General features: G+C 55.5%; 16 protein-coding genes, 1 tRNA gene and 1 pseudogene. 7 read left to right on the top strand and 11 right to left on the bottom strand.

Annotated features, from left to right (window positions below):
* Nucleotides 1–117: 117 nt before the first annotated feature.
* The 5 genes from glp to AB9F26_RS15575 all read right to left on the bottom strand — a co-directional run bounded on the left by glp (nt 118) and on the right by AB9F26_RS15575 (nt 4286).
* Nucleotides 118–1290 carry a gephyrin-like molybdotransferase Glp gene (glp, locus tag AB9F26_RS15595; protein WP_369768417.1) on the bottom strand — a complete coding sequence of 391 codons (1173 nt, stop codon included), beginning with the start codon at nt 1288–1290 and terminating at the stop codon, nt 118–120.
* 3 nt (nt 1291–1293) lie between these two features.
* A complete protein-coding gene (gene moaC, locus AB9F26_RS15590) occupies nt 1294–1770 on the bottom strand; it encodes a cyclic pyranopterin monophosphate synthase MoaC (RefSeq protein ID WP_039002132.1) in 477 nt (158 codons plus the stop codon).
* A complete protein-coding gene (trpC, locus tag AB9F26_RS15585) occupies nt 1770–2579 on the bottom strand; it encodes an indole-3-glycerol phosphate synthase TrpC (protein ID WP_335584189.1) in 810 nt (269 codons plus the stop codon). The genes moaC and trpC overlap by 1 nt, the downstream gene beginning before the upstream one ends.
* Before the next feature lie 97 nt (nt 2580–2676).
* On the bottom strand, nt 2677–3693 hold the full coding sequence (gene trpD / locus AB9F26_RS15580) for an anthranilate phosphoribosyltransferase (RefSeq protein WP_335584188.1): 1017 nt from the start codon (nt 3691–3693) through the stop codon (nt 2677–2679).
* The gene (locus AB9F26_RS15575; protein WP_039002135.1) at nt 3690–4286 is read right to left on the bottom strand and encodes an aminodeoxychorismate/anthranilate synthase component II; all 597 of its coding nucleotides are present in this window, start codon (nt 4284–4286) and stop codon (nt 3690–3692) included. The genes trpD and AB9F26_RS15575 overlap by 4 nt, the downstream gene beginning before the upstream one ends.
* 181 nt (nt 4287–4467) lie before the next feature.
* On the opposite strand from AB9F26_RS15575, the gene AB9F26_RS15570 reads away from it, so the two are divergent.
* Nucleotides 4468–5961 (top strand): divergent polysaccharide deacetylase family protein, encoded by a 1494-nt coding sequence (locus AB9F26_RS15570; protein WP_369768415.1) that lies wholly within the window; start codon nt 4468–4470, stop codon nt 5959–5961.
* A 14-nt stretch (nt 5962–5975) separates the two neighbouring features.
* On the opposite strand, the gene trpE is transcribed toward AB9F26_RS15570, so the two are convergent.
* From trpE to fabI, 6 genes are all read right to left on the bottom strand, one after another.
* Entirely contained in the window at nt 5976–7487 is a 1512-nt protein-coding gene (gene trpE, locus AB9F26_RS15565; RefSeq protein WP_369768413.1) for an anthranilate synthase component I, read from the bottom strand.
* A 61-nt stretch (nt 7488–7548) separates the two neighbouring features.
* On the bottom strand, nt 7549–9402 hold the full coding sequence (locus AB9F26_RS15560) for a SurA N-terminal domain-containing protein (protein WP_369768412.1): 1854 nt from the start codon (nt 9400–9402) through the stop codon (nt 7549–7551).
* 88 nt (nt 9403–9490) lie between these two features.
* On the bottom strand, nt 9491–10675 hold the full coding sequence (locus tag AB9F26_RS15555) for an aminotransferase (RefSeq protein ID WP_369768411.1): 1185 nt from the start codon (nt 10673–10675) through the stop codon (nt 9491–9493).
* Nucleotides 10676–10690: 15 nt separating this feature from the next.
* A complete protein-coding gene (gene gpt / locus AB9F26_RS15550) occupies nt 10691–11194 on the bottom strand; it encodes a xanthine phosphoribosyltransferase (RefSeq protein WP_039002139.1) in 504 nt (167 codons plus the stop codon).
* Between the two features lie 36 nt (nt 11195–11230).
* Nucleotides 11231–11842, bottom strand: a complete 612-nt coding sequence (locus AB9F26_RS15545; RefSeq protein ID WP_369757912.1) for a LysE family translocator — start codon at nt 11840–11842, stop codon at nt 11231–11233.
* Nucleotides 11843–11845: 3 nt separating this feature from the next.
* Nucleotides 11846–12655 (bottom strand): enoyl-ACP reductase FabI, encoded by an 810-nt coding sequence (gene fabI, locus AB9F26_RS15540; protein ID WP_039002141.1) that lies wholly within the window; start codon nt 12653–12655, stop codon nt 11846–11848.
* Nucleotides 12656–12772: 117 nt separating this feature from the next.
* On the opposite strand from fabI, the gene pdxH reads away from it, so the two are divergent.
* The 6 genes and pseudogenes from pdxH to AB9F26_RS15510 all read left to right on the top strand — a co-directional run.
* On the top strand, nt 12773–13378 hold the full coding sequence (gene pdxH / locus AB9F26_RS15535; RefSeq protein WP_335586975.1) for a pyridoxamine 5'-phosphate oxidase: 606 nt from the start codon (nt 12773–12775) through the stop codon (nt 13376–13378).
* Between the two features lie 125 nt (nt 13379–13503).
* Complete coding sequence (locus AB9F26_RS15530) at nt 13504–14034, top strand: cold shock domain-containing protein (RefSeq protein WP_335586976.1); 531 nt, start codon at nt 13504–13506, stop codon at nt 14032–14034.
* An 11-nt stretch (nt 14035–14045) separates the two neighbouring features.
* The gene (locus AB9F26_RS15525) at nt 14046–14531 is read left to right on the top strand and encodes a DUF192 domain-containing protein (protein WP_335586977.1); all 486 of its coding nucleotides are present in this window, start codon (nt 14046–14048) and stop codon (nt 14529–14531) included.
* Nucleotides 14532–14572: 41 nt separating this feature from the next.
* Nucleotides 14573–14649: transfer RNA gene (locus AB9F26_RS15520), tRNA-Pro, on the top strand.
* A gap of 243 nt (nt 14650–14892) precedes the next feature.
* Nucleotides 14893–15096, top strand: a complete 204-nt coding sequence (locus tag AB9F26_RS15515; protein ID WP_369768410.1) for a hypothetical protein — start codon at nt 14893–14895, stop codon at nt 15094–15096.
* Between the two features lie 74 nt (nt 15097–15170).
* Nucleotides 15171–15402 (top strand): annotated as a pseudogene (locus tag AB9F26_RS15510) (IS5/IS1182 family transposase); the annotation flags it as partial.

Genomic DNA, 15402 nt, shown 5'->3' with positions numbered 1-15402 from the left:
GGCGTGCGGGCGGCACAGCACGATGGGCATTCAATTGTTAACACACGCGAATTTCGCCTGTGTTCTCCAATGTTCTACCCATGTTCTTGTTTTGTGTCAACCGTGTGGCGCGTGTATTTAGACTGGCAAGTAAGAGACAATCGCGCCGGCATCGATTTTTCCCGCATGTGGAGCGCGGATTAGGAGGGCGTTCGCCGCCGATAATACTGTCAGCAGGCCGCTGTCTTGGCGGGCAAGCGGAGTGATGCCGTCTGCCGAAAAAATTGCGCGCATATAATGGGCGCGAGGTCCGTTTGCGGGCATGTCTTGGGTTAATTTGGCCGTTAACTCGCGCGGCAGCACATCAGGATGGCCCATCATTTTTCGGATCATTGGCACAAGGAAGATCTGTCCACAGACCATCGAGGATACCGGATTTCCAGGGAGGCCAACCATGGGCACGTCCAAAACGCACCCCGCCATTAAGGGTTTTCCGGGCCGCATGGCGATTTTGTAAAACGCGCGTTCCATGCCCAATTCCGCCGCGACATCCGCGACCAAATCATGGTCACCCACCGACGCACCACCAATGGTGACGACCAAATCGGCGGATTTTGCCAAGGTGAAGGCTTGGGTCAGGCTGGGTTTTGTATCGCGCGCGATGGGAAGCAGGCGAACCTGTGCGCCGACTTCCTCCAACATCGCTTTGAGGCCAAAACTGTTGCTCGCGATGATTTGGTCCGGTCCTGGGACTTCTCCGGGAATAACCAACTCGTCGCCTGTAGCGATAAGGGCCACGATCGGGCGGCGGTAAACTTGAAGTGTGGGGGCGTTCATCGAGGCGGCGAGGGCGATATCGCCTGCGCGTAAAACGCGCGGCGCTAGAATGCGGTCGCCAGTGGCGAAATCATCGCCAAGAGGACGGACGTAATCCTGATTTTCGATCTCGCTATCGAGGGTGATCAACTTGCCGCGCACGGCGACATCTTCTTGGATGATAACGTAATCTGCGCCTTTGGGGATCGGCGCGCCGGTGAAAATGCGGACCGCTTCGCCCGCGCCGACGGTGCCTGAAAATCCGTGCCCCGCTGCGGCCTCGCCTATCACGGAAAACATCGCATATGGCTCGACTTCGACACCCTTGACCGCATAGCCGTCCATGGCGCTGCTGGCGAAAGGGGGCTGGCTGCGGGTGGCGACAATATCGCGGGCCAAAACACGTCCTGCGGCTTCCTGAAGCGGGACGGATTCCACCTCAAGCTCGCTGACCAAATTCAATGTCTTTGCGAGCGCCTCTTCAACTGAAATCATGGGTTATTCCGCTTCAAAAAGGCCGGATTTACCACCGGATTTCATCACCAGACGAATGTCGCCGATGACCATGGTTTTTTCAACCGCTTTGACCATGTCATAGAGGGTGAGCGCGGTCACCGAGACCGCCGTGAGGGCTTCCATTTCGATGCCCGTTTGCCCCGTGGTTTTCACCGTCGCCGAGATTTGCACCCCTGGCAAAGCGGGGTCAGGCGTTAGTTCAACCGACACTTTGGTGATTGGGAGCGGATGGCACAGCGGGATCAAATCAGAGGTGCGCTTGGCCCCCATAATCCCCGCCAGCCGTGCAACGCCAAGGACATCGCCCTTTTTCGCGCGGCCCTCTGTGATTATGGCAAGGGTCTCAGGGAGCATTTTGACGTGACCCAGCGCCGTGGCAACGCGGCTGGTTACAGCCTTGTCGGAGACATCCACCATATGCGCATGTCCGTCTCCATCAAAATGCGTCAGACCCGCCATTAAAAACCCGAGGGCATGGGAGGGTTGGCGAGCAACGTCCGTGTCGCATGCTCGACATCTTTTTGGCGCATCAAAGCTTCGCCAATCAGGAATGTGCGCGCGCCGTAACGGGCCAAATCGGCCAAATCCTTGGCGTTGGACAAGCCGCTTTCGGAAACAATCGTGCGTCCCGCGGGCACCAATTTGGAAAGGTTGCGCGTGGTGTCGAGCGTTGTTTCGAAGGTTTTGAGGTCGCGGTTGTTGATGCCAATTAAGGGCGAGTCAAGGATGGCGGCGCGTTCCAACTCTTCTTGGTTGTGGACTTCGATTAGCACGTCCATGTCCCATTCCACGGCGGCCGCTTCGAGTTCGGCGGCTTGGGTATCGGAAACGGTAGCCATGATGATCAGAATGGCGTCGGCATGGAGCGCGCGGGCCTCGGCCACTTGATAGGTGTCATACATGAAGTCTTTGCGCAGCACGGGAAGTTCGGTTGCCGAACGTGCTTGGGTCAAAAACACCTTCTCGCCTTGGAAGCTCGGCGTGTCCGTCAGGACGGACAAACAGGTCGCGCCGCCTTTTTCATAGGCTTGCGCAAGGGCGGCAGGGTCAAAGTCTTCTCGGATCAACCCTTTGGAGGGGCTCGCTTTTTTGATCTCGGCAATCAGCGCATACCCTTGTTGGGTGGCGCGAAACAAGCTGGAGGCAAAACCGCGCGTTGGCGGCGCGGATTTGGCTTGGGCTTCGATCTCGGCGAGGGGTGTCGCGACCTTGTCGGCGGCGATTTCCTCAAGTTTATAGGCTTTGATTTTGTCTAATACTGTGCTCATAAATTCTATCTATTCCTTGGTAGGGCGGCGGGCAACTTTAAAGGTACATTCCCAAGATTTATTCGCGCAAAAACCAGGGAAAATGCGGCGGGAAAGCCTAGACCCCTGAAGTAATTTTAGCCAATTTTATCAGCTTCTTGATCGCTTTGCCACTGTCGATCGAATCCGCAGCCAAGGCTACACCGTCGCGCAATGCATTGCATTTTCCGGCGATGACCAAGGCGGCGGCCGAATTCAGCAAGACCGCATCACGATAGGCGGATTTATCTCCCGCCAAAAGGGCTGCGAGGGCATCGCCGTTTTCTTGCGGGGTGCCACCCGTGATCGCGGAAAATGGGTGGGTCGGCAGACCGGCATCTTCTGGCCGCACTTCGAATTCGAATATCCGGCCATCGCGCACTTCGGCAACCCAACTCACGCCCGTAATCGACAGCTCATCCGTGCCGTCGCACCCATGTACCAGCCACGCGCGTTTTGTGCCCAAGCGCAGCAGGGTTTCCGCCATAGGCCGGATCAAATCGCGGCTAAACGCGCCGGTTAATTGCAGTTTTACGCCCGCTGGGTTGGTCAAAGGGCCAAGGATGTTGAAGATGGTGCGGGTGCCCAATTCCGAGCGGGTGGGCATGACGTGTTTGGTGGCGGGGTGGTGCATCGGTGCCATCATAAAGGCAATGCCCGCTTCCTTGAGGGCGCGCTCGACAACCGCGGGGCCGACCATCACTTCAACGCCATTTTGCGTCAGGGAATCCGCAGCTCCAGAGTTTGAGGATAATTTGCGATTGCCATGTTTGGCCACAACGACCCCCGCGCCCGCAACAACGAACGCGCTGGCGGTGGAGATTTGCAAGGTTGGCTTGCCGGTTCCGCCGGTTCCCACGATATCAATCGCCCCATCGGGCGCGGTCACGGGGTTACATTTTTCGCGCATGACCGTGGCGGCGGCGGCGTATTCGGTGACCGTCTCGCCGCGTGTGCGCAGCGCCATTAGGAAGCCGCCGATTTGGCTTGGGGTGGCTTCGCCCGTGAACAGGATTTCAAAAGCTGCGCGCGCTTCTTCAGGGTTCAAGGACCGTTCGGCAGCGGCAGCAATCAAGGGCTTCATGGCTTCACTCATGCGACTGCGCGCTCCTGTGTGGAGGGTAACAGGTTAAGGAAGTTTTTCAGCAGAGCATGACCATGTTCGCTGGCAATACTCTCGGGGTGGAATTGAACACCGTGGATCGGCAAGGTTGCGTGATGCAGCCCCATAATTGTGCCATCCTCAAGCCGCGCGTTGGCGACGAGTGTGGCGGGCAGGGTGGTCGGATCGACCACCAATGAGTGATAGCGCGTGGCTTTAAACGGGCTTGGCAACCCCGCGAAAACGCCCGTGTTGTCGTGGTGCATCGCGCCCATTTTGCCATGCACTATTTCATGGCAGCGGATCACATCACCGCCAAAGGCCTCGCCAATCGCTTGATGCCCTAAACAGACACCCATCAGAGGCATTTCCACGTCGGCGGCGGCCTTGACCATATCCAAACAAATGCCCGCCTTATCAGGGGTGCGCGGACCGGGCGAAAGCAAGATCGCTTCGGGACGCAGGGCCATGGCCTCCACCGCACTCATGTCATCATTGCGAATAACTTTAACATTTGCGCCTAATTCGCCCAAATAATGGACCAAATTATAGGTAAAGCTGTCATAATTATCAATCAACAGGAGCATTTTGTCACCTTTAGGAATAGGGGGTGGTTCCCCGCAATCATCGCGGTATAGTTGTTCAGAGAGCCGCCCAAGGGTCAAGGGCTTAACCGTGGAATTCGGTGAGTAATTGATGTTTGAACCATTGTAAACTTGGGGAAATTGGCCGATAGAGCATGCCGATACTGGCAAAAGGACGGGACCTATGGGTGGAGTGTTAAAGGGTGCATTGCTGGGGTTGGCCTGTGCATTTGCTTTGATTGTGGTGGCAGTAGTTGTTGCGCCTGATGTTGATCCTGCGAAATATTCCGAGGCGCCCATTGTGGGCCAAGAAGACGCGCCCGAAGTTGCGGCGCCAGAAGTGCCCGCTGAGGTTGAGGCCGCGCAATCCGAAAGCCCCGTTCAAACTCAAGATGCACCGCAGACGCCTGCCGTTGAAGAAACACCCGCAGAGCCTGATCTTGTCACCACCACGCCCGCGATTGTGGTGGATCCCGCTTTGCCCAAACCCGTGCAAACACCGCTTGAAACACCCCCAGCTGAAATCGTCATCCTTGCGGATCCCACCGTGGATGTGGGCGAGGGGGCAACCGGCCTTCCCGCGCCGCAGAGCGAAGAACTGTCAGATGTTTTGACCCAGAATGCAGCGCCCATCGAAGCCCAACAAACCCAACCTGCGTCACCCGCTGCCCGCACGCTTGAGCCGTCCGCAGAATCGACCGCAGTTTTGCCACAGGAAAACCAGCCCCAACCCCAATCTAAACCCGAACGCACCCAGTCCAACGCCGAATCTGAGGACGGGCCGCCGAGCGTTCAGTTTGAAAGCCCGCAACCCCCACGAGCCACCGAGCGTCCTGTCGTTACCGAGGGATTTGGCACGCCCGTAGGGACCTTCAACGACCAAGAAAACGCCCTTGTAAATCGCGCCCCTAGTGTGCGCGTCAACCGTCTTCCCAGCGTATCACAAGACGGCGAACAAGAGGTCGCAAGCGACACGATCGAAATCCCCCCGCCCAGTGCTTTGCGCGACAATCGAGCATCCTTTCAAGCCACTGGAAAACCCCTGATCGGCATCCTTCTTTTGGAAGGCGATGATCGCAGCGAAGACGCCGACCGCTTGGCCCTGATTGCCGATTTCGGCGTGCCCCTCAGCATTGGGATCGACCCCACCTCGGAAGGCGCTTCCGAGCGCGCTTATGAGTATTATGACGCCGGAGCGGAAATTATTGTGCTGTCCAGCTTGCCTGAAAACGCATCGCCGCAGGACGTCGAAGTGACCCTCGCTCAGTATCAAGTGAGCTTGCCAATGGCCGTCGCGATGATGGAATTGCCCTCCGAGACTGCCTCCCGTACAAGCCGCAGCCTGTGGCAACATGTTATCGCGATTTTGCACGATCGGGGCTATGGACTGGTGGCCGAGAATGTTGGCCTAAACACCGCCGTACAATTGGCGAGTAAAACGGGCGTGCCGCATGTGCAGGTTTTCTATGGGATCACCCCAGAAGAAACCCAAGACCGTCTGCGGACGATTTTCAATCGGGCAATATTCAGGGCGACGCAAAAAGGCGCGGCAGTTGTAACTGCACCCAGCGATGTGACCGCCCTGACGGCGCTCAAAGCCTGGGCCTTGGTGGACCGTCCGTCCTCGGTTCAAATCGCGCCAATCTCGGCTGTTTTGCTTGAGGTCGCGCCGCAGTAAATTTAGCGGTAAATCTAGGAGTTTCCCGAACGTGTGAACAGGCCAGCCCCTTCGGCTGCGGCCCGTATCGCTTTGGATTTATTGACAGTTTCAATATATTCGGCCTCAGGGTCGCTATCATAGACAACGCCGCCACCGGCCTGAATATAGAGCTTCTGATCCTTAAGCACCGCGGTGCGCAGGGCGATACACATATCCATGTCACCATTGGCCGCAAAGTACCCACAACCGCCGCCGTAAACCCCGCGTTTTTCCGGTTCTAGCTCGTCGATAATCTCCATCGCGCGGACCTTCGGCGCGCCGGAAACTGTGCCCGCAGGCATGCCCGCAAAGAACGCCGAGAGCGCATCTTGGTCGTCGGCCAACTCGCCAACAACGTTGGAAACGATATGCATCACGTGGCTATAATGCTCGACGATAAATTGCTCGGTCGGCTTAACTGTGCCGATTTTTGAAACCTTGCCCGTGTCGTTTCGACCCAAATCAAGTAGCATCAAATGCTCGGCGAGTTCTTTTTTGTCGGCCAGCAAATCGGCCTCAAGTTCGCGATCTTCTTGCGGAGTTTTGCCACGGGGACGGGTGCCAGCAATGGGGCGAATGGTGACCTGTTTGTCAAACACCCGCACCAGAATTTCGGGACTGGCGCCGATGACTTGAAAATCGCCAAAGTTGAAGTAAAACATGAAGGGCGACGGGTTGGTGCGGCGCAAGCTGCGGTACAGCGCGAAAGGCGGCAGGGGGAAATCTTGGGTCCAGCGTTGGCTTGGTACAACTTGGAAAATATCACCCGCGCGGATGTATTCTTTGGCCTTCTCGACCGCCTCTAAATACCCCTCGTGGGTGAAGTTCGATGTCAAATCACCAAGCTCGGCCTGCGTGCCCAAATCCCGTGTTTCATCCGGCATCTGGCGTTCCAAATCGCGCACGGCATCCATCACCCGTTCGGCGGCTTGGGCATAGGCGGCGCGGGCGGATTGCCCCGAATTGGCCCATGCGGGCGACACGACAATGACCTCGCCCTTCACCCCGTCCAAAACCACCACCACAGACGGGCGGATCATCACGGCGTCGGGCAGGCCAAGCGTATCAGGATTGACGTCGGGCAAGTGCTCCACAAGGCGGATCATGTCGTAGCCAAGATAGCCAAACAGCCCCGCGGCCGCACTTGGCAATTCGGGCGGCATGTCGATGCGGCTCTCTTCGATAATTTGGCGCAGCGCGGTCAGTGGCTCTGCAGAACAGGCCGCAAACGCCTCGCGATCAAAACGCGCTTCGCGGTTCAAGCGGCTGGTTTTTCCGTCACATTCCCAGATCAAATCAGGCTTCATGCCGATGATGGAATAGCGGCCACGGGTCTCGCCACCGGTTACACTTTCCAAAACGAAGCTGTCCTTGCGACCCTGTGTCAGCTTGAGCATGAGCGACACAGGTGTGTCCAAATCGGCCGCTAATCGCGTGAAAACCACTTGGTTACGGCCCGCTTTATAGCCCGTTTCAAAACTGTCAAAAGATGGCGTAAGGGACACGGGGAACTCCATAGAAAGAAAAAACGGCCCCGCAAAACAGGGCCGTTATCTGGTGGTGTTATTATTGTGGAAAGTTTGCATGTACAGAGTTGATCACAGCCTGGTTGATCGTCAATCCGGCCTCGGTGGTCAATTTTGCCGACAGGGAAATCAATACGTCACTGGCCATGGATTGAGCCATCTGTTGTTCCAAACTCTCCCGCAATGCGACGATTTCGGGGTCTTCCATGTCTGGACCACTGCGCCCGTCCACCCGCACCAAAATAACGCTGTCTTCATGGGGGAAGGACGCAACTTCACCATCCGCAAGCGCAAATACACGCTGCAAGAAATCGTCCGGCGTGCCGTCGATAAAGGCGGTGCGCGTCAAGCCGGTTTCAATGGTGATGTCCATGCCCATGGTTTCAGGGGCCTCATTGGCTTCGAACTCGGCCAAGAATGTGGTTGCCATTTCGGTGAGAGCGGCACGAATTTGCGCGTCGCGCCATGCGGCGGTAACCTCGGGACGCACGTCAGCCAAGTCCTGCAAGCGGGGCGCAAGGACTTCGTCGAGACGCATGGCAAATACACCGCCATCATCCAGCAGGATCGCCTTTTCAAAGTCGCCCGCATTCAGCTCTGCCGCAGCTGTGCGGAAGGCGTCATAGCTCGCCAAACCTTCGGTGACATCCTCAGACCAGTCGATGGTGCCCAACGTAAGATTGGTTTCATTCGCAAGATCTTCGAGGGAGTTTCCGCCAGCCAAAAGGTCGTCCAAATCTTCAAGACTGTCTTCAATTGAGCGCCGCGCCGCGTCTTCCACCAATTCTGTGCGCAACTCGTCGTTGGCGTCCTCAAAGGAGGTTTCGCGTGACGTCAAAATGGCGTTCATGCGGTACAAAGCGGGGCCGCGGCTGGTTTTCAAGGGTCCTAAAATGCCCGGTTCGGTCATAGCAAAAACGGCGTCTGCAGCATCGCCAAGATCGGCTCGAGTTGCATCGCCCAAGTCGATATCCGTGAGGGTCAGCCCGCGTTCAGTGACCAAATCACCAAAGGTCGCGGCGCCATCATCTAGACGGGTTTTTGCGGCCTCGGCGGCTGGGAGGTCAGGATAGGCAAGACGCTCGACCATCCGACGCTCAGGAACGATATAAATTTCCGCGCGGTCGTCATAAAGGGCGCGCAGGTCTTCCTCTGGCACCACAATCGTGTCGATCAAATCGGCGGGAGACACCCAAGCGTATGTGATGCGTTTCTTCTCAGGAAGGGTGAAATCCGCTGGGTTTTCAGCATGATAAGCGGTTAACTCTTCAGGGGTCGGCTCTGGAATGTCTTCTGCGAGGTTTGTTTCGTTCAAAACACCCCATGCAAAATCGCGGCGTCCGGCAATATATTCCATCGACAGATCGGCCAGCGATTCAGGAACCACAATACCCGTCGCCATGGCTTGCTGGTACAATGTACGCGCAGTTTCAACCCGCAGCGTATTTTCGAATTGCTTCTCTGAAAGGCCATTGCGCTGAAGGAAAAAATCGTAACCCGCACGGTCAAAATTGCCATCAATGCCTTGAAATTCTGGCTGGTCAAGCAACTCAAGCGCCACCTGTTCATCGCCGACGGAAAGGCCAAGGTTTTTCACCTCATTGTCGATGGCGGCCGTGGCGTAAAGCTGTTGGCGCAGGTTCTGGTCAATTCCGAATTGGTTGGCCATTGAAAGGGTCACTTGCGTGCCAAATTGCTCAGTATACCGGTTCAATTCACTGTTGAGGGCGCGGTAATACTCATCGGCGGTGACTTCGGTTTTGCCCACTTTGGCAACGGGGGTAGATCCACCGCCGAAATTCGTAATGCTAAAGCCCGCAAGCCCGACAATAAGCCCGAGAATTAGGATCCACACAAAGAACTGTGAGATGCCACGTTTGCCGCCAATAGCCATATTTTCCTACCCTTTTTCGCTTGTTGCAGAATGTTTAAGGGTTTGGTTCTACGGGAGCAAGGGCGTAAGGTCGCGGGAGCGTAAAAGGTTAGGGTTTTTGTGCCGTTAAACGTTCAAACAGCGACGTTATTCCGGCACGATCAACATTGGCGAAGGCCACGCGTACTTCGCGCGCTCCGTTTGGGTCGTTCGCAGGGCGGAACATCGTGCCCGGAAGCAAGAGAACGCCCGCTGTACTAACCAAGTTTTTGGCCAATTCGTTCGACGGTATTTGAAACGGATGGCGCAAATAGGCAAAATACGCACCAGCCCCCATGAGCTCCCAACCTTGTGCTTTTAACGCGGGGAAACCTTCGATGATCGCGGCGCGTCGATCCAAAATTTCAAGGCGTTCACCTGCGAGCCAATCGTCAAGGTTTTCGATCCCCCAGAGCGCGCCGATCTGGCCGAGTTGGTTGGGGCAAATAGCGACGGTGTCGAGGAATTTCTCGACCTCAACTAGAAAGCGCGGTGCGGCGATGATTGCGCCAACGCGATGGCCCGTGAGGCGGTAGGATTTGGAGAACGAATAGAGCGAAATGACCGTGTCGTCCCAATCGGGATCGTTCAGAAGGGTGTGCGGCGCGCCGGTTTTGCTGTGAAAATCGCGATAGGTTTCGTCGATAATCAGGGCGATGCCGTTTTCACGTGCGAGGTCGCGGAAACTGGCGATCAGCTCGGCAGGGTATTCGACGCCACCGGGGTTGTTGGGGCTGACTAGAACGATGGCTTTTGTGCGGGGCGTAAGCAGCGCGCGGGCCTCGTCGGGGTCGGGCAAAAGATCAGATTGCGCTGGCAGGGGCACGGCACGCACCCCCTGCATATCGCACCACATTTGATGGTTGAAATACCACGGAGTCGGGATGACGACCTCATCACCTTTGCCCGCCAAACAGGCGATCACTGCTGCAAAGGCCTGATTGCAACCCGATGTAATTGCGACATTTTCTGCGGCAACTTCGCCGCCATAAGCCTTGGCCCATCGCGCGGCAAGGGCGGCACGTAAATCCTGACGGCCCAAAACGGCACCATAGAGATGCGAGTCGGCTTGCGTCAAAATTGCCTCGGACATCGCGGCGCGCATTTCGGCGGGCGGGGTGTCCACGGGAGCGGCTTGGCTGACGTTGATCAACGGCTGGTCGGCGGGGAAGGAAACCCCGTCAAGCCAACGTCGCGCTTCCATTACCGGAGGCACAGCAGTGGATTCCATCAAAGGATTGAGGGTAAATTTCATGCTGTACCTTAAAAATTAATCTTTGCCGCGATAGGGTTGGACGTATTGCAATGCCATGTCCCACGGAAAGAAAATCCATGTGTCTTGGGAAACTTCGGTGATGAACGTGTCCACCATCGCGCGGCCTTTTGGCTTGGCATATACTGTGGCGAAATGGGCCTTGGGGTAGAGTGCGCGGACCAACTCAAGGGTGCGGCCAGAATCGACCAAATCGTCGACAATCAGAATGCCTTCGCCATCGCCCATCAGGGCCGCGTCGGGCGCTTTGAGGATTTCCGCCTTGCTTTGGTCTTGGTGGTCATAGGATTTGACCGAAATTGTATCCACGGTGCGGATGTCCAATTCGCGCGCCATGATCATTGCGGGGGCCATGCCGCCGCGTGTGATCGCAACAACAGCTCGCCAAGACCCGTCCACAGACCCCTTGCCGTCAAGCCGCCACGCCAAAGCGCGCGAGTCACGGTGGATTTGATCCCAGCTAATGTGGAAGCCTTTTTCATGTGGCAAACGATCGGTCATGGCAGCTCTTTCATGGTTGCAGGCAGATAAGGTAACTTATGTAAGGGCAATTTTTAGCCCTAAAGCCCCCAAGAGGCCACCGAAAATGCGATCAATGGTGCCTTTGAGGTTGAGATAATTGCGCCGCGTGCGTTCGAGAGAGAAAATCCGCCCCACAAGGATATTCCAAACAGTCTCGTTAAAGAAGACAATTGCGAGCAAAGCAGCGATGACAGTTGCGCCTGCGTCCGAAGGCACTGTCCCCAAAAAGATGGCTGCAAAAAGGATCGCGGGTTTGGGATTTGCCAACTGTGTGATCAACCCCAAAAGGACGCCGCGACCCAGACTTGGTGCCGTCACAGAGGTGCCTGTATTGAGGGGGGTATCGGCCTGTTTAAACAGTTTAATCGCCATATAAACGAGGAAAGCGCCGCCCGCGAGTTTGAAAACAGTCAATAAAATTGGTGCATACGCGAAAAGCAGCGACAGGCCGAATAAGGCCGCCGCCGCCCAAATAACGCCGCCGATTCCGATGCCGATGGCCACACCCGTTGCTGCGCGAAAGCCATGCGTGACTCCCGTGCGCGCCGCCATCAGGACCGAGGGGCCCGGACTGATAGCAGCCATAAGGTGCAGAAGCGCGACAGCGATAAAGGCGGCGAGTGTCATGGTTTAGCTGCCTTTTGTCGCGTCGATATCGGGCGCATCGACGGCTTTCATGCCGACCACGTGATAGCCCGCGTCAACGTGCAGATTCTCGCCCGTTGTTCCAGATCCAAGATCCGAAAGCAGATAGAGTGCTGCCTTACCGACTTCTTCTTGGGTGACATTGCGGCGCAGGGGCGAGTTCAATTCGTTCCATTTCATGATGTAACGGAAATCGCCAATCCCAGAAGCGGCCAGTGTTTTGATAGGGCCTGCAGAGATTGCATTCACGCGGATGCCATCTTTGCCAAGGTCTTCGGCGAGGTATTTCACCGAGGCTTCAAGTGCAGCCTTTGCGACACCCATGACATTATAATGTGGCATGACTTGCTCGGCACCGTAGTAGGTGAGCGTCAACATGGAACCACCTGATTTCATAAGTTTTTCTGCGCGTTGTGCAACGGCAGTAAACGTGTAAACCGAGATATCCATCGTCATGCGGAAGTTTGCCGCCGACGTGTCAACATAGCGGCCACGCAATTCGTTTTTATCCGAGAAACCGATGGCATGGACGACGAAATCGATTTCGCCCCATGCTTCTTCGATGCCTGCGAACATCGCGTCCAACGACTCGGCGTTTGAGGCGTCGCAATCAAAAAGCTGGGTCACACCCAAGGTCGCGGCCAGTGGCTCTACGCGCTTTTTAAAAGCATCCCCCATATAAGAGAATGCCAGCTCGGCCCCATGTTCAGCACAGGTCTTTGCGATGCCCCAAGCGATAGATTTGTCATTGGCGAGCCCCATAATAAGGCCACGTTTACCGTCCATCAGTTTCATGTGTTATCCTACGTTTATACGCCCCAAATTATACCTGCCATAAGCGATAGTCAGTGTTGCATCAAGTCTGTTGGCGTGCTCCAACCAATAGACCAGTCAGAAAACTTTGAGGCGACCATGAGCGAGACAAGAGATATTTTTGCGGGTGACGACCCTTTTGTGATTGCCCAAAGGTGGCTTTCCGAGGCGGAAACTAGCGAGCCGAACGATCCGAACGCCATTGCTTTGGCGACTGTGGATTCCCAAGGCATGCCCAATGTGCGCATGGTTTTGCTCAAAGAAATAGAGTCCGCTGGGTTCGTTTTCTATACGAATTACAACAGCGCAAAGGGGCAGGAAATCGCCCAAAGCGGTACCGCTAGTTTTGTGATGCATTGGAAGAGCTTGCGGCGGCAAATCCGTGTGCGGGGAAATGTAGAGCGGGAGGAGGGGCCACAGGCGGACGCCTATTTTACCAGCCGTTCCCTGAAAAGCCGACTCGGCGCATGGGCGTCGGATCAATCACAACCTTTGAGTTCACGATCCGCATTGGTCGCGAAAGTAGCAAAAATCACCCTCGCCAAGGGGACAGCCCCCGCGCGGCCCCCGTTTTGGGGGGGATTCCGCATTAAACCAACAGAGATCGAGTTTTGGGCGGATGGCGAATTTCGCCTCCATGATCGGTTCCGTTGGACTCGGGAAGACACTGATTCCGATTGGAAAATTGTGCGTCTCAACCCATAGTTTAGTTGACGTAGGGTTAACTTCTTCTAGACTACATCTCAAATTACCTCTTGTAACCTTGGCGGTGTTTGCCGAAAAGGACCGCGGGCAGGACATAATAAAAGGCGCCAAATAGGCGTATTGGGATGACAATAGAATTAGCAATAGGACGTATCGTTCATGGGTACGTGAAGTGGTTTGATCCTGTAAAAGGGTTTGGCTTTGTCGTCTGCGACGACGACGGGCCGGATATCCTTTTGCATGCAAACGTGCTGCGTAATTTCGGGCAAAGCTCTATCTCAGAAGGGGCTGAAGTCGAAATCGAGATCCATGATACCAGCCGCGGCATACAGGCCACGCGGGTTTTAGCCATCAAACCGCCCCAAAAAAACAGTGATACGGGCGAAGGGGATTCTGATTCGGTTGCAAGAGAAGCCGGTCCCTTACTTCCGGCGCGGATAAAATGGTTTGATCGCACTAAAGGATTTGGATTTGCCAATGTGTTTGGCTATCCTGAAGATGTTTTTGTACACGTGGAAGTGTTGCACCTTGCGGGGCTTGCAGACCTTCAACCCGGAGAAGCGGTTGCTATGCGGGTCGTGGACGGCGAGCGGGGCCAAATGGCCGCGTCCGTGACATCTTGGGAGGCTGTGTTATCCAGCGATTTAGAAACCTAACAACGTCTCGCATGTTTACACATGTTTTGCGCTTTACGGCGCCTTTTGTTCTGTCGGGGTTTATAGCTTCGGCGGGACTAGCCGATTGCAGCCCCACCACCGCCGAATTGCGCGGCCCATGGGGGCAGGCCCAGTTTCAAATCGAAATCGCTGATACCAACGAATCCCGTGCGCAAGGTCTGATGCACCGTACCGAAATGCCACGGATGTCGGGCATGCTTTTCCTGTATGATTCGCCGCGTCCCATGGCCTTTTGGATGCGAAACACATTGATTCCACTCGATTTGCTTTTTATCGCCCCCAATGGCGAAGTCTTGGCCATTCACGAGCGCGCAAAACCCTTGGACGAGACGCATATTCCCGGACCAGACGGATCAATCGCCGTTCTTGAAATAAACGGCGGCATGGCCGAAACCCTTGGAATTAAAGCAGGAAGCCAAATTCGTCACAGTTTTTTTGATCAATTTTCAACTTCTTGGCCCTGCAACGCGTCTTAGGGCTTTTCATTCCCGCGACTGGTGGTTAATAAGCCCTCAGTCGGGGCGTAGCGCAGCCTGGTAGCGCGACGGTTTTGGGTACCGTAGGTCGAAGGTTCGAATCCTTCCGTCCCGACCAATAAAAGCAATGACTTACATTGCTTTTCAACACACCCATAAAAATATTTTACAGAGTCTTTTACAGTTCTCTCCCTGTTTTGTTCTGTTATTTAACCAGATATTCGCAGCAGAGTGACTTTGGTATGAGAGGCTATTCACCAGCATATGTGCCGATGGCGGCTATGCGGAGAGGCTGTGTGAAAACTCCCCCATTTTGATCCAGATGCTGCTATAATTTCCGTATTCGGTATGGAGGTTGTTCATGACGCATTTCATCGAAGGTTTAGACCGGCAGCGGACGATGTTACTGCCTGAACACCTCGACGATTATGTTGATGAGAATAGCCACGTCCGCGCGATTGATGCTTTCGCGGACATGCTTGATTTGGCGGTTCTTGGCTTCAGCGCGCAACCTGCCGCGACGGGTCGGCCCGGTTGTCATCCGGGGTTGATGCTGCGGATTTAACTGTATGGATATCTGAATCAAGTTCAATCATCACGACGGTTGGAACGTGCGTGCGGGCGCGATCTGGAGCTCATTTGGCTGACGGGTCGCTTGAAGCCCGCATGGAACGCACCCTGCGAAAGCTGGAACCTCTGCAAAAGGAGGCCTTGCGTTACAGATCAATTGAACAGCGGATGGATGAGACTGGAGAAACACAGGTCTCATTCAGCGATCCAGACGCCAGATCAATGGCAACAACAGCGCGCATGCCCCGTATTGTTGGCTATAATGTCCAAACGGCTGTCGAAGCCGATCACCACCTGATCG

It is taken from the genome of Falsihalocynthiibacter sp. BN13B15 (assembly GCF_041205415.1).
GTDB lineage: Bacteria > Pseudomonadota > Alphaproteobacteria > Rhodobacterales > Rhodobacteraceae > Falsihalocynthiibacter > Falsihalocynthiibacter arcticus.
The sequence above is the reverse complement of the archived record's forward strand: the minus strand, read 5'-3'. Positions and strand labels throughout refer to the sequence as shown.